General features: G+C 73.7%; 19 protein-coding genes. 9 read left to right on the forward strand and 10 right to left on the reverse strand.

Features of this window, described 5'->3' with window-relative positions; translation table 11 throughout:
- Window positions 1-30: 30 nt before the first annotated feature.
- On the reverse strand, window positions 31-1335 hold the full coding sequence (locus AB0873_RS02995; protein WP_366598180.1) for a sensor histidine kinase: 1305 nt from the start codon (window positions 1333-1335) through the stop codon (window positions 31-33).
- Window positions 1336-1702: 367 nt separating this feature from the next.
- Here AB0873_RS02995 and AB0873_RS03000 point away from each other — a divergent pair, with 367 nt between their 5' ends.
- From AB0873_RS03000 to hemB, 5 genes are read left to right on the forward strand one after another with little or no spacing between them, the layout of a single operon-like run.
- Complete coding sequence (locus AB0873_RS03000) at window positions 1703-2473, forward strand: redox-sensing transcriptional repressor Rex (protein WP_366598181.1); 771 nt, start codon at window positions 1703-1705, stop codon at window positions 2471-2473.
- Window positions 2470-3894 (forward strand): glutamyl-tRNA reductase, encoded by a 1425-nt coding sequence (locus tag AB0873_RS03005; RefSeq protein ID WP_366598182.1) that lies wholly within the window; start codon window positions 2470-2472, stop codon window positions 3892-3894. The genes AB0873_RS03000 and AB0873_RS03005 overlap by 4 nt, the downstream gene beginning before the upstream one ends.
- Entirely contained in the window at window positions 3891-4862 is a 972-nt protein-coding gene (gene hemC, locus AB0873_RS03010; RefSeq protein ID WP_155330127.1) for a hydroxymethylbilane synthase, read from the forward strand. The genes AB0873_RS03005 and hemC overlap by 4 nt, the downstream gene beginning before the upstream one ends.
- A complete protein-coding gene (locus tag AB0873_RS03015; RefSeq protein WP_155330128.1) occupies window positions 4859-6439 on the forward strand; it encodes a uroporphyrinogen-III synthase in 1581 nt (526 codons plus the stop codon). Before hemC ends, AB0873_RS03015 begins: the two co-directional genes overlap by 4 nt.
- Window positions 6440-6453: 14 nt before the next feature.
- The gene (gene hemB, locus AB0873_RS03020; protein ID WP_366598183.1) at window positions 6454-7437 is read left to right on the forward strand and encodes a porphobilinogen synthase; all 984 of its coding nucleotides are present in this window, start codon (window positions 6454-6456) and stop codon (window positions 7435-7437) included.
- Here hemB and AB0873_RS03025 read toward each other — a convergent pair.
- Together AB0873_RS03025 and AB0873_RS03030 are read right to left on the reverse strand one after the other, a co-directional pair.
- Complete coding sequence (locus AB0873_RS03025; protein WP_366598184.1) at window positions 7431-8549, reverse strand: hypothetical protein; 1119 nt, start codon at window positions 8547-8549, stop codon at window positions 7431-7433. The genes hemB and AB0873_RS03025 overlap by 7 nt on opposite strands.
- A 2-nt stretch (window positions 8550-8551) precedes the next feature.
- Window positions 8552-9091: a sigma factor-like helix-turn-helix DNA-binding protein gene (locus tag AB0873_RS03030; RefSeq protein ID WP_155330131.1), complete on the reverse strand. Its 540-nt coding sequence runs from the start codon at window positions 9089-9091 to the stop codon at window positions 8552-8554.
- A gap of 260 nt (window positions 9092-9351) precedes the next feature.
- Between AB0873_RS03030 and AB0873_RS03035 the strand changes: the two genes are divergently transcribed.
- Window positions 9352-9852 (forward strand): helix-turn-helix transcriptional regulator, encoded by a 501-nt coding sequence (locus AB0873_RS03035; protein ID WP_155330132.1) that lies wholly within the window; start codon window positions 9352-9354, stop codon window positions 9850-9852.
- 57 nt (window positions 9853-9909) lie between these two features.
- On the opposite strand, the gene AB0873_RS03040 is transcribed toward AB0873_RS03035, so the two are convergent.
- The 3 genes from AB0873_RS03040 to AB0873_RS03050 all read right to left on the reverse strand — a co-directional run bounded on the left by AB0873_RS03040 (window position 9910) and on the right by AB0873_RS03050 (window position 15649).
- Window positions 9910-13188, reverse strand: a complete 3279-nt coding sequence (locus tag AB0873_RS03040; protein WP_366598185.1) for a lamin tail domain-containing protein — start codon at window positions 13186-13188, stop codon at window positions 9910-9912.
- Between the two features lie 91 nt (window positions 13189-13279).
- The gene (locus AB0873_RS03045; RefSeq protein WP_366598292.1) at window positions 13280-14296 is read right to left on the reverse strand and encodes a GNAT family N-acetyltransferase; all 1017 of its coding nucleotides are present in this window, start codon (window positions 14294-14296) and stop codon (window positions 13280-13282) included.
- 72 nt (window positions 14297-14368) lie between these two features.
- Entirely contained in the window at window positions 14369-15649 is a 1281-nt protein-coding gene (locus tag AB0873_RS03050) for a lytic murein transglycosylase (RefSeq protein WP_366598186.1), read from the reverse strand.
- Window positions 15650-15705: 56 nt separating this feature from the next.
- Between AB0873_RS03050 and AB0873_RS03055 the strand changes: the two genes are divergently transcribed.
- Together AB0873_RS03055 and AB0873_RS03060 are read left to right on the forward strand one after the other, a co-directional pair.
- Entirely contained in the window at window positions 15706-15921 is a 216-nt protein-coding gene (locus AB0873_RS03055; protein WP_155330135.1) for a zinc ribbon domain-containing protein, read from the forward strand.
- Between the two features lie 154 nt (window positions 15922-16075).
- The gene (locus AB0873_RS03060; protein WP_366598187.1) at window positions 16076-18949 is read left to right on the forward strand and encodes an adenylate/guanylate cyclase domain-containing protein; all 2874 of its coding nucleotides are present in this window, start codon (window positions 16076-16078) and stop codon (window positions 18947-18949) included.
- A gap of 102 nt (window positions 18950-19051) precedes the next feature.
- Here AB0873_RS03060 and AB0873_RS03065 read toward each other — a convergent pair whose 3' ends face one another.
- Window positions 19052-19585 carry a phospholipase gene (locus tag AB0873_RS03065; RefSeq protein WP_155330136.1) on the reverse strand — a complete coding sequence of 178 codons (534 nt, stop codon included), beginning with the start codon at window positions 19583-19585 and terminating at the stop codon, window positions 19052-19054.
- A 174-nt stretch (window positions 19586-19759) separates the two neighbouring features.
- Window positions 19760-21415 (reverse strand): family 10 glycosylhydrolase, encoded by a 1656-nt coding sequence (locus tag AB0873_RS03070; protein WP_366598188.1) that lies wholly within the window; start codon window positions 21413-21415, stop codon window positions 19760-19762.
- A gap of 337 nt (window positions 21416-21752) precedes the next feature.
- On the opposite strand from AB0873_RS03070, the gene AB0873_RS03075 reads away from it, so the two are divergent.
- Window positions 21753-22760 carry a LacI family DNA-binding transcriptional regulator gene (locus tag AB0873_RS03075; protein ID WP_366598189.1) on the forward strand — a complete coding sequence of 336 codons (1008 nt, stop codon included), beginning with the start codon at window positions 21753-21755 and terminating at the stop codon, window positions 22758-22760.
- Window positions 22761-22894: 134 nt separating this feature from the next.
- Here AB0873_RS03075 and AB0873_RS03080 read toward each other — a convergent pair whose 3' ends face one another.
- Window positions 22895-23620: a methyltransferase domain-containing protein gene (locus tag AB0873_RS03080; RefSeq protein WP_366598190.1), complete on the reverse strand. Its 726-nt coding sequence runs from the start codon at window positions 23618-23620 to the stop codon at window positions 22895-22897.
- Window positions 23621-23841: 221 nt separating this feature from the next.
- Window positions 23842-24159 carry a hypothetical protein gene (locus tag AB0873_RS03085; RefSeq protein WP_155330140.1) on the reverse strand — a complete coding sequence of 106 codons (318 nt, stop codon included), beginning with the start codon at window positions 24157-24159 and terminating at the stop codon, window positions 23842-23844.
- Between the last annotated feature and the right edge of the window lie 22 nt (window positions 24160-24181).

A 24181-nucleotide genomic window follows, 5' to 3' on the forward strand; every position in this document is an offset into this window, starting at 1 on the left:
GGCTCGTCGTCCGCCGGTCGCCGCCGCGGCTCACCGCGGGAGGTCCGCGCGTACCTCGGTGGGGCCGCCGGGCGGGCTGGTCACGGTGAACCGGCCCCCGGCCGCCCGGACGCGGTCGGCGATCCCGGCCAGCCCGTGGCCCTTGGCCAGGTGCGCGCCGCCGTCGCCGTCGTCCGCCACCGCGACCCGCAGCAGCGGCCCGTCCCGTTCCACGGTGACGCGGCACTCGGTGGCCCGGCTGTGCTTCGCCACGTTGGTCAGGGCCTCCGCGACGACGAAGTACGCCGTGCTCTCGACCGCCGGGTCGAGCCGACCGCCGGACGCGCCGAGCGCCGGGTCGACCCGCAGCTCGATCGGGATCAGCCCGCGCCCGGCGAGCGCGGCGAGGGCGCTGGGCAAGCCCCGGTCGACCAGGATGGGCGGCGCGATGCCCCGGGACAGGGCGCGCAGTTCGGCGAGGGTCTCGCGGGTCTGGCCGACCGCCTCGTCCAGCGTCCGGCGGGCCGCCTCCGGATCGGAGGCGAGCTGCTCGCGGGCCCGGCTGAGGTCCATGGCGAGGCGGACCAGGCGCTGCTGCGGCCCGTCGTGGATGTCGCGTTCCAACCGGCGCAGCGCGCTCGCCTCGGCGGACACCGCGGCGCGCTTCTGCTCCTCGAGCGTGGTGATCCGGTTGCGCATCTCGGCGACGCCGGTCAGCAGGGAACGGGCCAGGCCGGCCTGGAGCCGGGCGCAGGCGCGGGCGACCAGTGGCAACGTGAACAGGAAGAACACGCCGATGGCGGTGTTCAGGAAGATCCGTGCGGCGGTGCCGTCGCCCATCCCGAGGAGCTGGCTGAGGTCCTGGTCGTCCGGGCCCCGCGGGATCGCCCAGTCGTACGCCCCGTAGAGCGTGCCGGCGACGCCGACCGCCCACCAGACGATCAGCACGACCACGGTCGGCAGCGCCACCAGCAGCTTGCCGAAGGCGTGCAGCAGGTCGAGCCAGGACTGGAGATCGCGCAGCGGCACCACGACGCGGCGCCAGAACCGCGCGTCCGGGGCGGGCGTCAGGTAGTCCGGGCGGACGCGGGGAAGGTGCAGCACGGCGGGAAGCCGGAGCCGTTCGAGGTCGGCCAGGGCCCGGGCCGCGTACAGGGTGCCGGCGAGGACCGGCAGGCCGAGCGTGGTGACCAGCAGGGCGGCGGTGAGTGAGATCCCGGCCACGGTCAGCACGAAGCCGACCAGCGCGAGCGGCAGGCCGAACAGCACGTAGCCCGAGTCGCGCAGGACCTGGCGGGCGAGGCTGTGGACGGGCGTGGCGGGGGCCGGCGCGCTGCCCACTGGTACGGCGGTCATGCAGCGAGGCTATGGGCCGGTGGCCGTCCGGCCCATCCCGTACACCGCCCTCCGGGTGGTGGGGCTGGCCCTACCACGTTCGACCCCGGGTGTGACGCGCCGCGCGCGATTGGTCAGAGAAGTCGCAATTGAGCAATAATCGGCGGGCGGCGCCGGCCGGAGGCCGCCGGATCGATCTTGCGGAATGGAGGGCCTGGTGGAGCCGCGTCGGGCGCGATCAAGATCGCGATTTGTGCGTGTCTTCACAAGCGCCTACCCTGTAGTTCCGACGCGCCCTGCTAGCACAGCCGGCAACCTCGGTCGCCAGCGGGAGTCCCGAAGCGGCCGACCGGCGGAGTTGGCCCAGGATCGCACCGCACGGAGTCTCATGAGTCAGCACCGCCACCCGGGCGCGCCCGACCGCCCCGGCGCCGTCCCCGCGCTGCCGGACCTGCCCGAGGCGACCGTCGCGCGGCTCCCCGAGTACCTCCGTGCCCTGCACAACCTCGCCGAGAGCGGCCACGAGACGGTGTCCAGCGAGGGGCTCGCCAGCGTCGCCGGGGTGAACTCCGCCAAGCTCCGCAAGGACCTGTCGCACCTGGGGTCGTACGGCACCCGGGGCGTGGGCTACGACGTGGCCCTGCTGATCGACCAGATCGAGTACGTGCTCGGGCTCACCCAACGGCGGTCGGTCGCCCTGGTCGGGGTGGGTAACCTCGGTCACGCCCTGGCCGGTTACGACGGCTTCGCCACCCGTGGCTTCCGCATCGCCGCCCTCTTCGACGCCGACCCGTCCCGCGTCGGCGAGGAGATCAACGGCCTGGTCGTCCAGCACGTCGACGAGCTGCCCCGGATCGCCGCCGAGGAGTCGATCGCGATCGGCGTGATCGCCACCCCCGCCGCCGCCGCGCAGCGCGTCGCCGACCAGCTCGTCGCCGGCGGCGTCACCAGCATCCTGAACTTCGCGCCCTGCGTGCTCTCGGTGCCCGACGGCGTCGACGTGCGCAAGGTCGACCTCGCCATCGAGCTGCAGATCCTGTCCTTCCACGAGCACCGCAAGGCGTCCCTGACCGCGCTCCCCGCCACCGGCGGGTCCACCCTCACCGCCCTTCCCGGCGGTCTCGCGGTCACCGACTCCCAGGAGGCGATCGGCACGTGAAACTGCTCGTCGTCGGCGCGTCCTACCGCACCGCTCCGGTCGCCACGCTGGAGCAGCTCGCGGTCGCCCCCGCCGACCTCACCCGCACCCTGGACCGGCTGGTCGCCCAGCCGTACGTGAGCGAGGCCGTGCTCGTCTCCACCTGCAACCGGGTGGAGGTCTACGCCGCGGTGTCCGGCTTCCACGGCGGCCTCGGCGACATCTGCGCCGTCCTGGCCGAGCAGGCCGGCTGCCAGCCGGCGGCGCTCGCCAACCACCTGTACGTGCACTTCGACGCCGCCGCCGTCGACCATGCCTTCCGGGTGGCCACCGGTCTCGACTCGATGGTGGTGGGCGAGGCGCAGATCCTCGGCCAGCTCCGTGACGCGTACCACTGGGCGTCCGGTGCCGACACGACCGGCCGGCTGATGCACGAGCTGATGCAGCAGGCGCTGCGGGTGGGCAAGCGCGCCCACTCCGAGACCGGCATCGACCGGGCCGGGCAGAGCGTCGTCACCGCTGCCCTCGACCTCGCCGCCGAACTGCTCGACGGCGACCTGACCGGCCGTCCGGCGCTGGTCGTCGGGGCGGGGGCCATGGGGGCGCTCGGCGTGGCGACCCTCTCCCGGCTGGGCGCCGGGCCGATCACCGTGACCAACCGCGGCGCCGACCGGGCGGTCCGGCTGGCCGAGTCGTACGGCGCCACCGCCGCGCCGCTGGCCGAGCTGACCGCGACGCTCTCCACGGTGGACATCGTGGTGGCCGCCACCGCCGCCACCGAGCCGGTCCTCACCCGCGAGGTCGTGACCCGGGCGCTCGCCGACCGGGACCCGGCCCGCGGCCCGCTGGTCCTGCTCGACCTGGCCGTCCCGCGTGACATCGAGGTCGGCGTCGCCGACCTGCCCGGCGTCGAGGTGATCGACATCGACCGGATGGCCGCCGTGATCGCCGACGGGCCGGCCGCCGCCGACGCCGCCGCCGTCGAGCGGATCGTCGGCGGCGAGGTCGACGCCTTCCTCACCTGGCTGCGGGGCGCCGACGTCGCGCCGACCGTGGCCGCCCTGCGGGGCCGCGCCGACGACGTGGTCAGCGCCGAGCTGCGCCGGCTCGCCCAGCGCCGCCCCGACCTCACCGACGACCAGCGCGCCGAGGTGGCCCGGACGGTGCACCGCGTCGTCCAGCGCCTGCTGCACCAGCCGACCGTGCGGGTCCGCCAGCTCGCCGCCGAACCCGGCGGCGACCAGTACGCTGCCCTGCTGCGCGAGCTGTTCGACCTCCAGGTGCCGCAGACCTCACCGGTCGACACCGTTCCCGACGTGGTGGAGCCCGAGGCGGTCCCGCCGCTCGACGGCGCCGCCGGCCTTCCACCGCTCGACGGCGCCGCCGGCTTCACGCCGCGCGGCCACGTCGCCGACGTCCCACCCACCGGAGGTGAGCGATGAGCACCGCCCCCCTGCGCCTCGGCACCCGCGGCAGCGCCCTGGCGATGGCCCAGTCCGGGCACGTCGCCGAGGCACTGACCGCTGCCACCGGCCGCCCGGTGGAACTGGTCGAGGTGGTGACCGCCGGCGACCGGTCCAACGCCCCGGTGCACCGGCTCGGTGTCGGGGTGTTCGTGTCGGCGCTGCGTGACGCCCTGGCTGCCCGCACCATCGACTTCGCGGTCCACTCGTACAAGGACCTGCCCACCGCGGCGGCGCCCGGCCTGCACATCGCGGCCGTCCCGCCCCGGCAGGACCCGCGTGACGCGCTCGTCGCCCGGGACGGCCGTACGCTCGCCGAGCTGCCGCCCGGCGCGCGGATCGGCACCGGCGCCCTGCGCCGGATCGCCCAGCTGCACGCCCTCGGGCTGCAACTGGAGGTCCAGCCGATCCGGGGCAACATCGACACCCGCGTGGCGCGGGTGCTCGGCCCCGAGGCCGACCTGGACGCCGTCGTCCTGGCCCGGGCGGGGCTGGCCCGGATCGGCCGCACCGATGTGATCACCGAGACGCTCGACCCGATGCTGATGCTGCCCGCGCCCGCCCAGGGGGCGCTGGCCGTGGAGTGCCGGATCGACGATCCGGACCTGGTGGAGCTGCTCGCCGTGCTCGACCACGCACCGTCCCGCGCCGCCGTCGTCGCGGAGCGGGCGCTGCTCGCCACCCTGGAGGCCGGGTGCAGCGCACCGGTCGCCGCCTACGCCGAGCTCGCCGAGGGCGACGCCGGTGAAGAGATCTACCTGCGCGGGGCGGTGATCAGCCCGGACGGCACCCGTGACCTCCGGCTGTCCCGCACCGGAACGCCCGCCGACGCGGCGGAGATCGGCAAGGCACTCGCCGCCGAACTCCTCGACCTCGGCGCCGACTCGATCCTCGGCCAGAACGGACACACCGGCCCGGGGACCCAGCAATTTGGGAGCACAGAATGACCCGCACCCGTAAGCCCGTAGGCCGTATCGCGTTCGTCGGGGCCGGTCCCGGCGACCCGGGCCTGCTGACCCGCCGGGCGCACGACGCCCTGGTCGACGCCGACCAGGTGGTGTACGACCGGGGAGTCCCCGAGTCGCTGCTCGACGTCGTCCGCGCGGAGGCGAAGGAGGACGCCCAGTTCACTCCGGCCGAGGGCGCGCCGGGTGACGTGGCGAAGGTGCTGATCTCGGCGGCCCGTTCCGGGCTGAACGCGGTGCACCTGGTCGCCGGGGACCCGTTCGGCCACGAGTCGGTGGTCAAGGAGGTGCAGGCGGTCGCGCGTACCGCCGCGCACTTCGAGGTCGTCCCGGGTGTCGGGCAGGCCGAGGGGGTGGCCACCTACGCGGGCGTGCCGCTGCCGGGGGTCCGCACGGTGGCCGACGCGGAAGACGTCACCCTGCTGGACTTCGACGCGCTGGCCGCAGCCGTCTCCCGCGGCTCGCTGGCGCTCGCGGTGGACGCCGGCGACCTCGCCGCGGTCCGGGACGGGTTGCTCGCCGCCGGTGTCGACGGGGCCACAGCCGTCGGTGTGACCGGCGACGGCACCGGCGAGACGCAGTACACCACCACGTCGACCGTGGACTCGTTCGTCGCGGCGGCGCTCGGCTTCACCGGCCGGGTGGTGCTCACCGTCGGCGACGGCGTCGGCCAGCGGGACAAGCTCAGCTGGTGGGAGAACCGCCCGCTGTACGGCTGGAAGGTGCTCGTCCCCCGGACCAAGGAGCAGGCCGGTGCGATGAGCGCGCGGCTGCGGGCGTACGGCGCCATCCCGTGCGAGGTGCCGACCATCGCGGTCGAGCCGCCGCGCACCCCCGCCCAGATGGAGCGCGCGGTCAAGGGCCTGGTCGACGGCCGGTACGCCTGGGTGATCTTCACCTCGGTGAACGCGGTCCGCGCGGTGTGGGAGAAGTTCGCCGAGCACGGTCTCGACGCCCGGCACTTCGGCGGCGTCAAGATCGCCTGCATCGGTGAGGCGACTGCCGACGCCGTTCGCGCGTTCGGCATCCAGCCGGAGCTGATCCCGTCCGGGGAGCAGTCCTCGGAGGGCCTGCTGGCCGAGTTCTCGCCGCACGACGAGGTGCTCGACCCGGTCGGCCGGGTGCTGCTGCCGCGCGCCGACATCGCCACCGAGACGCTCGCCGCCGGGCTCACCGAGCGCGGCTGGGAGGTCGACGACGTGACCGCGTACCGGACGGTCCGGGCGGCGCCTCCGCCGGCCGAGATCCGCGACGCCATCAAGTCGGGTGGGTTCGACGCCGTGCTCTTCACGTCGTCGTCCACGGTCCGGAACCTGGTCGGCATCGCCGGGAAGCCGCACGCGCGTACCGTTGTTGCTGTCATCGGGCCCAAGACGGCGGAGACCGCCACGGAGTTCGGCCTGCGGGTCGACGTGCAGCCTCAGCACGCCTCGGTGCCCGACCTGGTGGAGGCGCTGGCCGCCTACGCCGTCGAGCTGCGCGAGAAGCTCGCCGCCATGCCGGCGAAGCAGCGGCGCGGTTCGAAGGTGCAGGGGCCGACCGCCCTGAGGTTCCGCTGACCCTGGAGGGTTCCGTGCCGTACCCCGAGATCCGGCCCCGCCGGCTGCGCCGCAACGCCGCCGTGCGGCGGCTGGTCTCCGAGACCCGCGTCGACCCGGCCGAGCTGGTCGTACCGATGTTCGTCAAGGAGGGGCTGACCGAGCCGCGGGCCGTCGCGTCGCTCCCGGGCGTGCTCCAGCACTCCCGGGACTCGCTGCGCAAGGCCGCCGTCGAGGCGGTCCAGGCCGGGGTCGGCGGGATCATGCTCTTCGGGGTACCGGAGTCGCGGGACGAGCACGGCTCGGGCGGGATCGACCCGAACGGCATCCTCAACGTCGCCATCCGGGACGTGATCTCCGAGGTGGGCGACGCCACGGTCGTGATGAGCGACCTGTGCCTGGACGAGTTCACCTCGCACGGGCACTGCGGCCTGCTCACCCCCGACGGCGGGGTGGACAACGACGCCACCCTGGCCGCGTACGGCGAGATGGCGGTGGCCCAGGCCGCCGCCGGGGTCCACGTGGTCGGGCCGTCCGGCATGATGGACGGCCAGGTCGGTGTGGTCCGCCGGGCCCTGGACGCCGCCGGGCACCAGGACGTGAGCATCCTGGCGTACGCCGTGAAGTACGCGTCGGCGTTCTACGGCCCCTTCCGGGACGCGGTGGAGTCGGCGCTGGAGGGCGACCGCCGCAGCTACCAGCAGGACCCGGCGAACCTCCGCGAGTCGCTGCGCGAGGTCGAGTTGGACGTCGCCGAGGGCGCCGACATGGTGATGGTCAAGCCGGCGCTGCCGTACCTCGACGTGGTCGCGGCGGTCCGGGCGGCGGTGGACGTCCCGGTCGCCGCCTACCAGGTCTCCGGCGAGTACGCGAAGGTCGAGGCGGCCGCCGCTAACGGCTGGATCGACCGTGAGCGGGTGATGCTGGAGTCGCTCACCTCGATCCGTCGGGCCGGCGCCCAGATCATCCTCACCTACTGGGCGGTCGAGGCGGCCGGGCTGCTCCGCCAGCGCTACTGAACGCGGACGGTCGCCACCTTCCGCACCAGATCGTCCACGGAGGCGTCCCGGCCCAGGTGCACCGGCAGCCCGGCCCAGGCGACCCGGACCGTCGCGTCGTCGGCCCAGGCGACGCCCGTGATCGGGCCTGGCACGAAGGCCGGATCGGCGATCAGCTGGTCGGCCCGGAGCGCTCCCGTGGCGGTGTCGAACACGGCCAGCCGTTGCTCCCGTCGGTCGCCTGAGGTGTCGAGGGGGCGGTAGGGGACCGCGACCAGGGCGCCGTCCGGTGAGAGGCGCAGGCCGTTCACGCATAGGCCGCTGACGGTCAGCCGGGCGATCCGCTTCCCGTCGGTGGTCCGCCGCACGTCGGTGTGGCAGCCGTGGTCGTCCCGCTGCTCGACGAGCCGGTCCGGGCGTACGTCGGTCTGGCTCGCCGCGAGCAGGTCGACGCCGGCGGTCGACGACCGGAGAAGCGACTTCTCCCGACCGGTGAGAAGGTCGTGCGTCACGATTCCGGCGTCCCGGGCGAGGTAGGCGACCGTCGTGTCGGCGCCCAGCAGTTCGATCCCCTGACCCTCGACCCGCACCTCGCGGCTGCGTTCCACACCGTCCGGACCCAGCACCACCAGCCTGATCGAGAGCCCCTCGACGTCCGGGCCGTCGCTGCGCGCGACACCCGGCGTCAGGTCGGTGTACACGAGTCCGACCAGCCGCCCGTCGGGCAGCGCCGCGCCCAGCGAGAAGTCCTCCGGTACGCGGTGCCGGCGTATGGACCCGCCCGGCAGCACCTCCTCGACGACTCCGGGCGGGCTGTCGCGGTCCACGGTGACCATCAACCGCTGCGCTGGTTCCGGCCACCGCGCCGGCGGTGACGGGGTGGCGGTCATCGTCGGCCGGCTCGTCGTCCCCGCTGGCCCGCTCGTCGAGGCCGACGGGCTCCGGGCCAGCAGCGGTACCGCCCCACTGGTGAGCGCCACCAGCAGGGCCAGCCCACCTGCCGTCGTTGCGCTCCGCCGACGCCGTCGAGCCCGTGCCCGGCGGAGAACGGCGGCCAGATCTGAGGTGCGCGACGGGGTCGTCCGCGCGGCGCGGTGCACCGCCTTGGCCAGATCCTCGGGTACGTCGTCCATCGTCACTCCTTCTCGGCCAGCGCCGCTCGCAGTCCGGCGAGACCTCGGGAGAGCCGGCTCTTCACCGTGCCCTCGGTCAGGTCGAGCACCGCTGCGGTCTCGGCGGTGGACAGGTCCAGCAGGACACGACAGACGATCACCGCCCGCTGGGCGGTGGGGAGCCGGTCCAACGCCGACCGGGCGGCCATCCCGGCCGGGTCCGGCCCGGACACGGCCGCACCCCGGTCGCCCGGTGCGGGTGGGCGTTCCCGGCGGACCTTCCGCCACCACGAGGTCGCCCAGTTCAGCCCGACCCGGAACACCCATCCGGCGGGGTTGTCGAGCTGCCGGACCCGGTCCCACCGTGCGTACGCCCTTGCCATCGCCTCGTCGGCGGCCTCGCGGGCCAGTCCGACGTCCCCCGTGGCGAGGGCCAGTGCCCGGTGGATCCGGTCGACGTGCGCCCGGTAGAACCGCTCGAACGGCACGGCCGGGTCGGCGTCGGGCCCACCCGGACCGAGCTCGTCGGACGGCCGGACCGGCGAGGCGACGTCGCTTCCCATGCCAGGTACACGCTTCCCACCCGGGATCGGTTCCCACCCGTCCGCGCCGACTCTGCGAACAGTCGGCGGGTGGGACGAACCTCTGTTCCGCCCCCTTTGCTCTGCTTCAACGGACGCAACAGATCTCGTTGATTTCTGATGCGTGGGTTGAAGCAGAGCAAAGGAGGCGAATGGGCAGGGTGTGACCCCCGGCGAGCCGTTGTCCACAGGCTTGTCCACAGGGGTTGCCGCGCCGGCCGCCGAGCCAGGACAGTTTCGACATGACCTCCGCCTTCGACCCGCCCGACACGGGGCCGACCCTGGGACCGTTTCCCGTCGAGGGAATCGTCCGCCGGGCGCGCCGCATCGTCGGCCTCAGCCAGATCCGCATGGCACGGTTCGCCAAGGTGGCACCGTCGACCGTCGCCCGGGTGGAGGCCGGCACCCTGACGCCGAGCCTGGCGGTGCTGGAACGGCTCCTCGGCGCGGCGGGGCTCTATCTCGTCGTGGTCGACCAGGAAGGCCGCCTCGTCCGTCCGATGGAAGTGTGGGACGACACGCGCGACGGCGCCGGCCGTCGCTATCCGGCGCACCTCGACACGATCCTCGACCCGAAGCCGGGCGAGTGGTGGGCGGACATCTACGGGCTGGCGCGGCCGCCGGAGACGTTCCACCGCTGCCCCGTCGAGCGGGAGATGCGGCGCCGCCTCAGCGTGTGGGAGGTACGCGTCGCCCAGAACCGGTCCGCCCCTCGACCGCCTGATCCGGACCGGTACGGCTGACGGCCCGCCGGCCAGGCGAAGGGCCTGGCCGGCGGGCCGTCGTCGAGCGGACCCGGATCAGTCGTCGTCGACGATGGTCCCGGTGCCGAGCGGGTCGGCGAGGCGCAGACCCGGTATGCCGGCCACGAGCAACGTCAGCTTCTCGTCGGCCTCGCGCTTCCGGTCACCGCGCACGGTCACCGGGAAGGTGAGGGTCGTCTGACCGGCTGCGAGGGTCCTGCACCCGACGTACGACTCGTAGTCCGAGCCGGACCGGGCGGTCGTCCCGTAGGTCGCGGCGCACACCAGCACCGGCTGGGACAGCGGTCGCGAGACGGTGACGGTGAAGTCGAGCCGGACGTTGCCCCGGTCGCCCTCGACCACCGACGCGTCGGCCACGCTGAGCGACGCGCGGGAGCGGAACCGCGCCACCTGCGGGTCGTGGTCGCTGGAGCCGCGCGTGCCGTCACCGGCGTGCTCGGCCGGCCAGTCGGCGTTGATGTGCGCGGCGCGCATCTGCACCAGGTCGCGGTGCAGCGCCCCGTTCACGAACAGGTGGTCCAACGTCTGCGCCTGCCCCTCGAAGCTGTACGAGTAGGCGGACGACGGTGCGTCGGCGAGCAGGTCCTCCCAGAGGTTGCGCAGCCCCGCCTCGTACAGCGGACCGAGCTGGTCCGACGGGGTCGGGTCCGCCCCGGTCGCGATCGGGTCGTCGGGGCGTGGGAAGACGTTCAGGTCACCGCCGTACACCACGCGCGCGTTCGGGTCGGACGCCTCGATCGCCGTCACGATCGCGGCGCCGTAGGCGGCCTGCTCCCGGCGCTGCCCCACCCGGGCGTCCGGCGTGGACGAGTAGTGGTTGCTCGCCGCCCACACCGTGAACCGCTCGCTCGACCCGGGCGCGGCGGCCACGGAGAACTTGCCGAGCTGCGGCGCCCGGGTGAAGACGTTGTTCCCGTCCTTGCCGGTCGAGGTGTCCACGTCGGACGGCAGCACCGCGTTGAGCGCCTTCGGGTTCTGCACGTCCGCGTTCGTCGGCAGCCCCGCCGAGCGGTACTGCACCGTCGGCGACGAACCCAGCAGCGGGTCACCGGCGGTCGCCTCGGCCAGCGAGACCCGGTCGGTGCGGAAGAGGAACGCCGAGGTGATGCCCCGGTCGTCCGCGCCGGTGCGGTCGTACGCGGCCGCGTAGGCGGGGCCGCCCTTCGCGGCGATGGTCAGCGCCAGCTCCTGGAGGGTGTCCGGGGCGCCGTCGGCGTCGTTCGTGGTGCCGCAGACCAGCTCACTGCCGCTGACCGTGCAGATGTCCTGGTCCTCCGCCTCCTGCACGAGGATCAGGTCGGGGGAGTGCAGGTCGGTGGTGATCTGGTCGGCCAGCGCGGCGAGCTGCTCCCGGTACTCCTCGTCACTGCCCGGCACGTAGTCGAACGGCGGGCGGACGCCGGTGCAGCCGGCGTTGCCGGCGAAGTCGCAGCCGTCGAACGGGTCGTCGCGGAAGTCGTACAGGTTCTCCACGTTGTACGTCGCGACCGCGAACTCCGCCGACCGCCTGGCCGGCTGCGGCGGGTTGTTCTTCGACGGGTCGGCCCCGGCGGCGAAGGCGGCCGACTCGACCTGGACGCCGTACTTCTCGAAGGAGTAGTAGAGGCCGCCGACGGCGTCACCGGTCAGCGTGTCGAAGGTGTGCGCCGGCGGCAGCAGGGCAGCGTTGTCCCCGGCCACCGCCTTGACGCCCATGCTGCCCAGCATGATCCGCTGACCGTTGCCGTCGTCGAAGGTGCGCGTCGGGTCGTTGTCGAGCGGGTGGGTGTCCCGGAAGACCCGGCGGGTGTACGGGTCCGCGCGGTCGAGCAGCGGGTCGTCCCGGTCGATGACGAAGGTCTCGGCGTCGGCCGTGGAGGCGAAGACGTTCCGTCCGCTCACCGCGGCGCTCCCGGCGCGTACCCGGAGCCGCGCGCCCTCGTGCCGCTCCCAGAAGCGCTGCGCGTCCGCCAGGTCGACCGGCGGAACCGCGTCGGTCACCGCGACCACCGCGTTCACGTCCAGCCCGGAGGCGACCTTGCGGACCAGCGACGCGCTGGACAGCTGGGTCATGTTGAAGTACTCGGAGACGCGGGCCCGCAGCACCACCTCGTCGCCGACGGTCGGCACGTAACCGCCGATGAGCGACGTGAACGAGCCCATGAAGACGAAGATGCCGTCGGAGCTGGTCGGGTCGCCGTCGGTGGCGTCGGAGCGGCTCTGGAGGAAGAAGCCGTGCTGGTCCCGGCCGGACGAGTCCCGGGCCAGGGTGCGCTGGGTGACGACCCCGCGGACGTCGTGGAGCGTGCTGCTGGTGCCGTTGCCGCTGGCCGGCGCGAGCGGCGAGCGGTCGGCCGGGCCGGACTCGGCGTCCGTGGTCGGGCCCTGCACCTCCCCGACGGTCAGCTCCCGGGTGACCTGCACGGTCAGGGTGCAGGTGGCGGTGGTGCCGTCCGCGTCGGTCGCGGTCAGGAGCACTGAGTACGCCCCGGCGGCCAGGTCGGCGCTCGCGGTGACGGTGGCCCGGGCGGTGCCGCCGGCCGCCTCGGCGGGGGTGACCGCGGTACGGCTGATGGAACCGGCGGTCGGCGTCGGGCTGACCGAGGTGACGGCCAGGTCGACGATCCGGTCGTCCGGGTCGGTGGCGGTGACCTCGCGGGTCGCGGCGGTGCCGGCCGACGTGGCGAGCGTGCCGCCACACGTGACGGTGGCCGGCGCGTCGACCGGGCCGCCGCCGTCGGTCGTGTGCGCGCCGAGCCCGTCGACCGTGTCGACGGCGAAGCCCGCCCACTGGGCGGCCGGGTCGAAGGCGTCGGCGGGATCGGTGTCGCCGGCGGTGACGGCGCCCAGGCGGCGCAGCGTGTTGTCGGCGGTGCTGGTCGCCCCGGCACCCCATTCGGTGCCCGGGTCCACGCCCACCTGGCCGATCGAGTCGAGCACGGTGTCGCCCCGGCGGAGCACGACCGCGTCGTCGCCGTTGAACAGGCCGCTGCCGGTGGTCTGGTCGGCCTGGGCGAGGATCGCGGCGTTCGCCGAGGAGTGGGCGAAGACGTGGACGTCACCCGCCGCCACCGTGCCGGTCAGGGGGAAGGCCGTCGGAGTGGTGGAGCCGTTGAAGTACAGCAGCAGCTGGTAACCGCCGGCGCTCAGGTCGATCGGCGCGCCGGTGCCGTTGAAGAGCTCGATCGCCTTGTTGTTGGACGAGCCTTCGACGTACTCCGAGATGAACAGGTCGGTGGGCGCGGCGCTGGCCGCGGTGGGTGCGACTCCGACGGCCGTGACGGTGACGGCGGCGGTGGCGGTCGCGAGCGCGGCGAACGTGCGGCGCGGGCGCATGGAGCCTCCACGGTGGGTGGACATGAACTAACGCACGTTAAGTGGCGTGGTTGACTGCCGTCCATCCCCCGACGGACGCTTTCGTGAACTCTCAGCGCCCCGGGTCGAGCCGGTGCACCAGGTCGGCGACGTCCACGCTGTACTCGCACCACTCGCGGTCGGGGCGGTACCCCAGCTCGGCGTTGACCTTGAGCATCGCCTCGTTGGCCTGGGCGTTCCAGGTCTGCACCTCGACGAGCTGCGGTTCGGCGGAGCGCAGCTCCAGCAGCATGCGTGCCTTGATCGCCCGGTCGATGCCGTACCCGCGGTGGTCCTGGACGACGATCGTGTCGTACTGGTCGGCGCGGGTCGGGTGCTGGGCCGGCACCACCACCTCGGTCAGGCCGGCCACCTCGCCGGAATGCTCGTGCAGGGCGAGCACGATGTACGGCTTCATGCCCCGCCGGTGCAGGCAGTCCAGGCTGTCGCGCAGCCGCTGCGGATCGTACGAGCTGGGGCGCAGTTCGCCGTCCTCGACGTCGCGCACCTCGGCCTTGGCCCGCGCGTACGCCTCGATCAGCTCGTCCGGGGGCCCACCGGGGTGGAACTCCAGGTGGTAGCCCGCGCCGATGCCGGAGGCCATCTCGGTCAGCTCGGCCCAGTCCACCGTGGCGAGGTCGAGCACGCTGCGGGTCTCCACGTACTCCTTGGCGAAGCCGAGCGCCTCGTAGAAGCCGACCGCCGGGGTGTCGCCGACCACCTCGACGCCGATCGACTGGAACCCCTCGTGGTAGACCCGGCGGGCGGCGGTCAGCACCAGCTCGCGGCCGAGGCCGGTGCGGCGCGCGGACGGGTGCACCAGCACCTCCAGCACGCCGATGTCACCGAGCAGCAGCACGTGGACCTGACCCATGATCGCCCCGGGGACGCCGTTCGAGGCCGGCTCCGCCTGGGCGACCCAGGAGATCCGGCGCTCACCGGGCATCACCTCGGCCAGGTATTCCCGCAGGGAATTTTCCTGCCACGGCGGATCCTGCGGCAGATCGGCCGCCAGGACCGCGTTCAGCGTGTCCAGCAGCGACGCGATCTCGGCGGACGACGCGGTCCTGGGGTCCCACTCGCGCACCATCACCCGTCTAGCTTGCCGCTAACGGCTGCCCGGGGGAAGTGTCCAGTTCTCCAATGTATGCGGACGATCACGTCACGTGCGGCTGGCCTGCCCGTACTGGTTGGCCCTGTCGAACACGTCCTGGGCGTACGCCCGGACGTCGTTGTACGACAGGATGGCGTTCCACCAGTCACCGGCGATGGTCAGGTTGCGGCTCCCCTTGCACAGGTAGTTCGCGGCGGCCAGGGCGGCGTCGTCGATGTCGTGCGGGTCCTTGCGGCCGTCGTTGTCCGCGTCGGCGCCGACCTCCTGCCACGTGGTCGGGATGAACTGCATCGGCCCGATCGCCCGGTCGTAGGTCGGGTCCCGGTCGAGCACCCCGCGGTCGGTGTCGCGGATCAGCATCCGGTTGTCGCGCCCGTCCAGCGGGAGGCCGATGATCTCGGGGGCGGCCCGGCCGTCCGTCCCGAGCCGGGCGCCGTTGGCCTGCCCGTGCGCGGACTCGACGTGCCCGATCGCGGCCAGCGTGGTCCAGCTCAGCCCGCAGCTCCGGTTGGTCTGGGCGAGCACCAGCTCGGCGTACCCGTACGCCTGCATGGCCACCGGGGCGATGCCCACCTTCGGGCCGATCTGAGCGGCCCAGGCGGCGAGGGCGTCGGCGGGCCGGCCGGTGCCGGGCGCCGGGACGACCGTGCCGCCGGTGGGCGCCACGGCCGTGGGTCCGCCGAGCGGCGGCAGCGTCGTGGCCGGCAGCGGTGCGCCCGCCGCCAGGGTCGGGTCGGCAGCGGTCGTCGGCGCTCCCGCGCTGGCGTCGACCGCGACCGGCCGGGAGCGCACGGCCGCGGGTACCAGCAGGGCGCCGGCCGCGGCGGTCGCCGCCACCAGGAAGAGCAGGAAGACGCCGGGCAGGGTGAGCCGCCCGCTGGGGCGCCGCGACCAGTCGCGGACCGCCCGTGTCGCACCCGCCGCCAACCGTCCCGGCGGGATCCGTACGGCGTGCGCGAAGGGGACCCGGCGCCGCCGGGCTGCCGCGGACCGGTCCGGGGCGGCCGGGTCGACCGGGGGCAGCGGGTCGACCCGGGTGACGGTGAGGTCGTCGCCGGTGCGCGGCGGCGCCGTCCCGGCAGGGCCGTCGGTGTGCGCCGCCGTGTCGTCGGTGTGCGGCGGGTCGTCGTCGGTGTGCGGCGGGTCGTCGTCGGTGTGCGCCGCCGTGTCGTCGGCGGAGGGTGTCGCCGAGCGCAGCCACGGCCGGCGTGGACGGGGCACCGAGGCGAACGGCTCGTCCGGGGCGGCGCCGGAGCCGACGAACGGGCCGTCGGGCGGCGCGGCCGGCCGGAGGGGTCGAAGGGTCGTCCTGTCCTCGCCGTCCACCACCCGTCGAGTATCACCCATGTTCCGCGCGACGTCAGGACCGGTCGTACGCTGATGCCATGCCCCGGTACGAGTTCCGCTGCCGCGCCTGCGGCGACACCTTCGAGGTCAACCGTCCCATGGCGCGGGCCGCCGAGCCGGCGTCCTGCCCGCAGGGGCACGACGACACGGTGAAGCTGCTGTCCACGGTCGCGGTGACCGGCCGCGGTGGGGCGGGCGCGCCCGCCCCGGCACCGAGCGGTGGCGGCTGCTGCGGCGGTGGCTGCGGCTGCTGAGCCGCACTCGGAGTCCGTCGGTACGACTGTCGCGCTTGCCCGCACGAGGTCCTAGTGGCACGTTGGGGCGGAGCCGGGGCGACCGTTCTCACGATGCGTGACGGCTTGCCTTCAGGCAGCATGAACCCGACGTCACGGGGCGGAGGTTCCACGCATGTCGCCACGGATCCACCTCCCGACCGGGTTGGTGACCTTCGTCTTCACCGACATCGAGGGCTCGACCCGGTTGGCCCAGATGCTCGGGCCCGACTACCGGCCGGTGCTGCGGGAGCACCGGCGGCTGCTGCGCCGGACCATCGCCGCCACCGAGGGCGCGGAGCTGCTCACCGAGGGGGACTCGTTCTTCCTGGCCTTCGGTGACGCGACCGCCGCGCTGACCGCCTGCCTGACCGCCCAGCGGGCCCTGGCCAGTCACGACTGGCCGACGCAGGAGGCCGTGCCCCGGGTGCGGATGGGCCTGCACACCGGGTGGGCCGAGCCGCGCGACGGCGAGTACGCGAGCCCCGAGGTCCACCGCGCGGCCCGGGTCGCCGCGGCCGCGCACGGCGGGCAGGTGCTCTGTTCCGCGGCCACGGCGAGGCACGCCGACCCGCTGCCGTCCGGCGCGTCGCTGCTCGACCTCGGCCTGCACCGGCTGCGCGGCTTCGACGACCGGGAGCGCCTGTTCCAGCTCGTCGCCCCCGGGTTGGAGCGCCAGTTCCCGCGCCCGCGTACCGCCGACGCGGTGGCGCACAACCTGCCGACCCAGGTCACCTCGTTCGTGGGCCGGCAGAGCGAGCGCGCCGAGCTGCGGCGGCTGGTGGAGGGGCACCGGCTGGTCACCGTGCTCGGTGCGGGCGGCACCGGCAAGACGCGCCTCGCCGTGGAACTCGCCGGTGACCTGGTGGAGTCCTATCCGGACGGGGCCTGGTTCGTCGACATCGCCACCGTCACCGACCCGGGTCTGGTGGCGTTCGCCATCGCCGCCGTGCTCGGCCTCCGCCCGGAGCCGGGCCGCCCGATGGTGGACACCCTGGTGGAGTACGCGGCCGCCCGCCGGATGCTCGTCCTCCTGGACACCTGCGACGCCCAGCCGGCCGCGTCGGCCGAGGTGATCTCCCGGCTGCTCGCCGGCGGGACGGGCGTGCGGGTCCTCGCCACCAGCCGGGAGTCGTTCGGGCTGCCCGGCGAGGTGGTGTGGCGGATCCCTCCGCTGTCGGTGGACCGGCCCCCGGACGGCGCGGAGAGCGACGCGGTCGCGCTGCTGCTCGACCGGACGGCCGCGGCCCGGGGCGGCCGGCAGCCGGATCCGGCCGAGTCGGCCGACCTGCGCCGGGTCGTGCAGCGGCTGGACGGCCTTCCGCTCGCCATCGAGCTGGCCGCCGCCCGGCTGCGGGTGCTCTCCGTCGGCCAGCTCGCCGAACGACTCGACGATGTGCTGGGCACCCTGGACGCCGGCCGGGACGACCCGGAGCCGCCGCCGGCCGACGGCGGCTGGACGGGTAACCAGCAGGACACGGTGGATCTCGTCGCGGCGGCGGCCGGGATCAGCCCGCCCAGCCCGGCGACCCGGGCGGTGCAGCGGTCGGCGACCGAACGGCACGTCACCATGCAGGCCACCGTCACGTGGTCGTACCGGACGCTCGGGCCGCGCGCGGCCCGGCTGCTGCGGTGGCTGGCCGTGTTCGCCGGGCCGGTGGACCTGCCGACGGTGGAGTGGCTGCTCGGGGACGACCCGCTCGACCCGCTGTCGGTACTGGTGGACAAGTCGATGGTGCTGGCCGAGCCGCACGCGTCGGGCAGCACGTACCGGATGCTCGACCCGATCCGCGCGTACGCGGCGCGGCGGCTGGTGGAGGCGGGGGAGGAGCAGACCGCCCGGGACCGGCACGTGGCCTGGTCCGCCCACGCCCTCCAACGGGTGCACCTCGGTCCGGACGGCCGGCCGGCGACCCTCTCGCTGTACGCGCTCGATCCGCTCGCCGGCGAGCTGCGCGCCGCGCTGCGCTGGTGCGCCACGGGTGGCAGCGCCCGGGCGGGGCTGGAACTGGCCGGTGGGCTGGACCAGTGGTGGCGGGAGCGGGGGCTGGCCCGGGAGGGGCGGCTCTGGCTGTCCCGGCTGTACGGCCGGATCGCCGAGACCGGGGAGCGCATCCCGGAGGCGGAGCTGGCGGCGGCGTACCACATGCACTCGCTGCACGCCGGCGCCGACGGCGAGTTCGCCGAGGAGCTGCGCTTCTCCCAGCGCGCGGAGGAGGCGGCGCGGCAGGCCGGTGACGCGGGCCTGCTCGCCCGGGTCCTGGCCGGTCGGGCGGCGCCGCTGGTCGACATGGGACAGTTCGCCGAGGCGGAGCGGGTGTGCCGCGAGGTGATCGACTGGGCGCACCGGCAGGACGTGGTGGGTGACGCCCTGTTCGCCGTGTTCAGCCTGGCCGAGCTGCTCTGGCGCCGGGGCGCGCTGGACGAGGCGGCCGAGCTGCTCGGGGCGGCCCGCCCGGTGGAGGCGGCCCGCCCGGTGGAGCGCGGCCGGCGCTCGGTGGACATGCTGCTCGGCCTGGTCGCGCTGGCCCGGGGGGACCTGATCGCCGCGCACGAGCACCTGCTGGTGGCGCTCCGCTCCCGCATGGCGCACGGTTTCCACGGTCGCGCCTGCGACACGCTGCACGCGATCGCCGTGCGCTGCGCCGCCGGGGGTGACCCGCTGGCCGCCGCGCGGCTGTTCGGGGCGGCGCAGGCGACGCGGGCGAGCCTGCGCTCCACGCCGGGCATCTACGGGGCGTACTGGGCGCACCGCCAGATGGAGCTCCGCGAGGCGTTGGGTGACGCCGCCTTCGACGACGCGTACGCCGTGGGTGCGGAGTTGGGTCTGGAGGAGGCGGCCGCACTGGCGCTCAGCATCGAGCACCCCGACCTGGCCGCCGATTCGACCCGCTTCGCCACGGGCACCCCCACCCCCACCCCCAACCCCCGCCAACCCACCGCCACCCCCACCCCCACCCCAACCCCCACCCCAACCCCCACCCCCACCCCCCACACCGAACACGCCTGACCCTCACCGCGTTGATCATGAAGTTAGCGGGCGGTTCGATCTCCATTTCACCCGCTAACCCCATGATCAACTTGGTGATACCCCTGGGTGCGGGGGTGTCGGTCAGGTGCGGGCGCGGCGTTCGGCGTCGGCCTTCATCTTCGCGGCGCGGTCGATGTCGGACTGCTGGACGGCGGCGACCGAGCCGAAGATGCTGACCGCCTGGTAGTAGGTCCAGGCCAGGCTGTAGCAGGCGGGCCGGACGACCGAGCTGTACGTGGCGCAGACCCGCTTCAGGTCCTCGTAGAAGGCGCTGTCCAGGCGGGCCTTGTTCGACGAGAACAGGCCCATCGCCTTGTAGTTGCGGTACCCGAAGTCGTGGCGGTAGCAGGAGAGGCTGAAGTTGAACCCGAGTGGGTTGTCCGGGCTCGACGAGCAGTAGTCGGTGGACCAGTCGAAGGCGTACTCGGACCAGGCGGCCTTGTTCAACCGGCCGGCGTTCCAGGCGTTGTAGCTGGTGGCGCTGGTCTGGGTCCAGCCGGACAGGACGGAGAGCTTCTGCTCCCGGGTGACGGCCGCGGCGGGGGAGGCGAGGCCGAGGGCGACGAGCAGGGTGACCGTGAGCGAGGCGAGGAGGGTGGCGAGGCGTCTGGACACGATTACCTCCGCGAGGGTGAGCGGGACGGCATGTTACCGGCGGGTTACCGGGTGTAGATCAGTGTCGATGCCGTACCTCGCGGCGACCTCGCGGCGGTCTCAACATTTCGTGTCCGGCGCCTAAACAGACGAATGCCCCGGGCGCCAGGGGCGCCCGGGGCATTCAGCGCAGGGTCAGCGCACGAAGGCCGGCGGGCTGGCCGGTCCCTCGTTGGCCACCCGGTCGACCGCCCGCACGTAGTACGTGTACGAGTGGCCCGCCTCCGCGGTGGTGTCCACCCAGGACTCGACCCCACCGGTCGCCCGGACCGTGTCGACCAGGTGCGCCGCGTCGGCGAAGTCGCACCGGCCGGCCAGGTCGAACCCGTCGAGGCGGTAGATCGCGTACGACGTGGCGGTGCCCAGCGGGCCCCTCCCGTCGGCCGGCTGCCGCCAGGTCAACTTGACGCCGTCGTCCTGCCGTTCCTTACCGGTGACCACCGGCATGAGTAGCGGCTTGGCGGGCAGGTGCGGCATCGCCGGCAGCAGGGCCGGGCGGGAGTAGTGCTCGGCGGCGTAGATGTCGGTCGCGCCGAGGCGGTTGGCCCGCACCTGGACGGCCGAGAAGTGCACGTTGCCGAGCACCTCGGGGTACTGCCGGTTGAGCGTCAGGTGGTCGGACAGCTCGCGCGGGTTCATCCAGAACGAGCCGTACGCCGGCTCCCCGCTCTTGTAGTCGGCCTGTCCGATGTAGAGCTGCACGCGGGTGCCGCGCACCTGCTCGGCCCACCACGGGACCAGGCGCGCGTAGTCGGCGGCCGGGTACTGGCCGATGTACCAGTACAGCTGCGGCACCACGTAGTCGATCCACTCCTCCTTGATCCACTTGCGGGTGTCGGCGGAGATGATGTCGTACGACTGGCTGCCGGTGGTGTCCGAGCCCAGCGGGTCGACGGACTTGTTGCGCCAGATGCCGAACGGGCTGACGCCGAACTTCACCCACGGCTTCTCGGCCTTGATCTTGGCGTTCATCTCCTGGATCAGCAGGTTGATGTTGTCCCGCCGCCAGTCGGCCTTGTCGGTGAAGCCCCGGTTGAACTCCGCGAACGTCGCGTCGTCCGGCACCTGGTGGGTGCCGCTCGGGTACGGGTAGAAGTAGTCGTCGAAGTGGACGCCGTCGATGTCGTACCGCTTCACCGCGTCGAGCATCGCGGTCCGGACGAACTCGCGGACCGCCGGGATGCCGGGGTTGTAGTAGAGCCGGCTGCCGGCGACGCCGGCCGGCGGGTACGCGAAGACCCAGTCCGGGTGCTCGCGGACCGGGTGGTCGGGCGCCAGCTTGCTGATGTCGGCGCCGGCGCCGCTCGGTGCGGGCATCGAGACGCGGTACGGGTTGAACCAGGCGTGGAACTCGAGGTTCCGCTTGTGCGCCTCCTCGACGACGAAGGCCAGCGGGTCCCAGCCCGGGTCCTTGCCGCGCTCCCCGGTCAGGTACTCCGACCACGGCTCGTGCGGCGAGGGCCAGAACGCGTCGGCGGTCGGGCGGATCTGGACGACGACGGCGTTGTGGTTGAGCCGCTCGGCGAGGTCGAGCCAGCCCAGGTACTCGGCCTGCTGCGCCGCGACCTGGTCCGGCGCGGTCCAGGAGCCCTTGGTGGGCCAGTCGATGTTGGTAACCGACGCGATCCACATGGCACGGAACTGCCGCTTCGGGGTGGCCGGGTCGGTGGTGCAGGTCGTGGTGGAGGCAGCGCTGGCCGTGTCGGGCGCCGCGGCGGCCGGGGTGGCGGCGACGAGCGCCCCCAGCAGCGCGGCAGCGAGCCCGGCGGCGCCGAGCCGAGTTGCCTTCATACGGTGTGTCCCTTCGTTGGGCCCCCGTGACAGGGTTCGACGCGGCCCTCCCGGCAACATCCGCCGTTGAGTAAGTGCCGCTGGTAGAAAATTTTCACACCGTACGTGCTCCGCGCAAGGGTCTGCGCCCGATCGATACGTCCGTCGCTTTCCGGATCCGTCGAGTGGCCCCCGTCACCGTGCCGACGGTGACCATCTCCCCACCCTCTGTCGCCGCCCGGTAGCGCCGACGCAGGTGTCAAGAAGGGCCCCTTGTACAACGCCAGGCGTCAACAAGGGGCCCTTCCTTCCTTGACCGCCACCGTAGAGTGCGGGCCAGCAGTGGGGGGAGGGAGCGGTGCGGCACAGGCTCAAGGACGTCGCGGAGCGGGCCGGAGTGTCGGTCAAGACCGTCTCCAACGTGGTCAACGGCTACGTGCACGTCCGGCCGGACACCCGGGCGCGGGTCGAGGAGGCCATCGCCGAGCTGAACTACCGGCCCAACCTGTCCGCCCGCAACCTGCGCAAGGGGCGCACCGGGGTGATCGCCCTGGCCGTGCCGGAACTGGACATCCCGTACTTCGCCGAGCTGGCCCGGCACGTCGTCACCGCCGCCGCCGAGCTGGGCTGGACGGTCCTGATCGACCAGACCGGCGGCGGCCGGGAGCAGGAACGGGTCGCCGCCGCGGGCATCGGCGACCACATGATCGACGGTCTGATCTTCAGCCCACTCGCGCTCACCGCCGACGACCTGGCCGGCCTGGACGGCATCCCGATGGTGCTGCTCGGCGAACGCGTCGACCACGGCCCGGCCGACCAGGTGGGGATCGACAACGCCGCCGCCGCCCGGGCGATGACCGCCCACCTGATCGGGCTCGGCCGCCGCCGGGTCGCCGCGATCGGGTCGCGGCGCACCCCCGAGGGCGCGAGCGCGCGGCTCCGGCTCGCCGGCTACACCGCCGCGCTCGCCGACGCCGGCATCGCGTACGACGAGTCGCTCGTGGCGCCCGCGCCGGCTTGGCACCGCGCGGAGGGCGCGGCCGCGATGCGGTCCCTGCTGACCTCGGGGGTACGCCCCGACGCCGTCTTCTGCTTCAACGACACCCTCGCGCTCGGCGCGCTGCGCGCCCTGCACGAGGCCGGCCTGCGCGTGCCGGAGGACGTCGCGGTGGCCGGCTTCGACGACATCGAGGACGGCCGTTTCTCGGTCCCCACCCTGACCACCATCGCCCCGGACAAGGAACGCATCGCGCGCCTGGCGGTCGACCTCCTCGCCAACCGCCTCGTGGGCGACCGCACAGCCCCCCCACGCGACCTCCCCGCCCCCTGGACCCTCCTCCCCCGCGAATCCACCACCCACCCCTAACCCCCCACCCACCCCCACCCCCCCGGGGCCGTCCTGGTCGATCATGGAGTTAGCGGGTGGTTTGATCTCCAATTCACCCGCTAACTCCATGATCGACACGACCCGAGTGGGTGGGGTGGGGTGGGGTGGGTGGGTTAGGCGAAGAAGCGGGCCAGGTGGGAGGGGGACGGGCCGTCGGCGTCGGGCGGGAGCGGGGTCAGGTCGGCGAAGATGCTGGCACCGTCGCAGCCGGCGTGCAGCGGGTACCAACGCGGGGTGCCCGGTGGGCGCTGCGTGCAGATCCCCTTGATGGTCTGGACGTCGAGCAGCCGGACATGGGTGGGGTCGGCGACCGCGTTGACGTGCCCCCACCAGGGGCTCATCACGTGCAGGACGCCGCCCGGGCGCAGCACCCGGTGCGCCTCGTCGACCAGCGGCAGGAAGTCGATCAGGTGCTCCAGGATGTGGACGGTGAAGAGCACGTCCACCGAGTCGTCGGCAAGGGGCAGCGTGCTCGACAGGTCCGCGACCGCGTCCACGCCCGGCGCCGGGAAGATGTCCAGTCCCAGGTTGCCCGGCCACTGCTTGGTCGGCCCGCAGCCCAGGTCCACCACGACGGGGTCCCGTCCGCCGACGCGGACTCGGCACCAGACGGCCAGGACCCCGGCGAGCCGGCCGACGCGGTCCCGCACCAGACGCAGGTCGTCCGGCTCGCCGACCTCCCCGGTCAGGTGAGCCACCCCCCGGTCGAAGCGCACCTCGACGGCGAGGTCCCGCAGGCGGTCGTCGTGCCGCGCCTGGTCCGTCCAGGCTTCGGCGAGGAACTCGTCGACCGCCCGCAGCCGCTCGGCCGAGGGCGGGGTCAGTGCCAGCGCGACCATCGGCCCACCTCCGGCCGCCCGTTACCCACATCGCCGCCTGGTATGCCCTGCCCTTCGGTGGACCTGCCCCGGGCCCCGGGACACAACACTCGGCTCGCCCGCCCGCCCGCGATCGACCCGATGGCGGCGGCATCGGGCGGTCCCGGCGTCGTCGACACCGCCACGCCGGCGGCATCGCGGCCGACGTGAGCTCCGGCGCCCGGCCGGTAGTGCGGTGGGCGTCAGCCGGAGATCGTGCGGCGGGGCCGGCCCACCGTACGCATCCGGGCACGCGGCTGGGGAGCGGCCGGCTTGGGCCGTTTCAGGTGGTAGCGGTGCAGCTCGTTGTTGCCGGGCAGGGACGGGTCCTCGCTCATCGCGACCAGCTCCCAGCCCTGGTCGCCGGCCCGGTTCAGATGGGCCAGCGCGGTGTCCCCGTACGGCGTGACGTCGACCATCGTGCCGTCCGGGCCGTACCAGACGAAGACGACCTCCCAGCCGACGTCGGTGGTGGCCGCCTGCCGACGGCGGACCAGCAGCGCGTACTCCCACTTGAGCATGGGCTCATTCTCACCCGCCGCT

Source organism: Micromonospora sp. NPDC047707 (genome assembly GCF_040704235.1).
Lineage (GTDB): Bacteria > Actinomycetota > Actinomycetes > Mycobacteriales > Micromonosporaceae > Micromonospora.

Excerpts from the sequence above, each read along its gene's own strand:
- AB0873_RS02995 (WP_366598180.1), bottom strand. The coding sequence starts at position 1,335 with ATGACCGCCGTACCAGTGGGCAGCGCGCCGGCCCCCGCCACGCCCGTC.
- AB0873_RS03000 (WP_366598181.1), top strand. The coding sequence starts at position 1,703 with ATGAGTCAGCACCGCCACCCGGGCGCGCCCGACCGCCCCGGCGCCGTC.
- hemC (WP_155330127.1), top strand. The coding sequence starts at position 3,891 with ATGAGCACCGCCCCCCTGCGCCTCGGCACCCGCGGCAGCGCCCTGGCG.
- AB0873_RS03015 (WP_155330128.1), top strand. The coding sequence starts at position 4,859 with ATGACCCGCACCCGTAAGCCCGTAGGCCGTATCGCGTTCGTCGGGGCC.
- AB0873_RS03025 (WP_366598184.1), bottom strand. The coding sequence starts at position 8,549 with ATGGACGACGTACCCGAGGATCTGGCCAAGGCGGTGCACCGCGCCGCG.
- AB0873_RS03030 (WP_155330131.1), bottom strand. The coding sequence starts at position 9,091 with ATGGGAAGCGACGTCGCCTCGCCGGTCCGGCCGTCCGACGAGCTCGGT.
- AB0873_RS03035 (WP_155330132.1), top strand. The coding sequence starts at position 9,352 with ATGACCTCCGCCTTCGACCCGCCCGACACGGGGCCGACCCTGGGACCG.
- AB0873_RS03040 (WP_366598185.1), bottom strand. The coding sequence starts at position 13,188 with ATGCGCCCGCGCCGCACGTTCGCCGCGCTCGCGACCGCCACCGCCGCC.
- AB0873_RS03045 (WP_366598292.1), bottom strand. The coding sequence starts at position 14,296 with ATGGTGCGCGAGTGGGACCCCAGGACCGCGTCGTCCGCCGAGATCGCG.
- AB0873_RS03055 (WP_155330135.1), top strand. The coding sequence starts at position 15,706 with ATGCCCCGGTACGAGTTCCGCTGCCGCGCCTGCGGCGACACCTTCGAG.
- AB0873_RS03060 (WP_366598187.1), top strand. The coding sequence starts at position 16,076 with ATGTCGCCACGGATCCACCTCCCGACCGGGTTGGTGACCTTCGTCTTC.
- AB0873_RS03070 (WP_366598188.1), bottom strand. The coding sequence starts at position 21,415 with ATGAAGGCAACTCGGCTCGGCGCCGCCGGGCTCGCTGCCGCGCTGCTG.
- AB0873_RS03080 (WP_366598190.1), bottom strand. The coding sequence starts at position 23,620 with ATGGTCGCGCTGGCACTGACCCCGCCCTCGGCCGAGCGGCTGCGGGCG.
- AB0873_RS03085 (WP_155330140.1), bottom strand. The coding sequence starts at position 24,159 with ATGCTCAAGTGGGAGTACGCGCTGCTGGTCCGCCGTCGGCAGGCGGCC.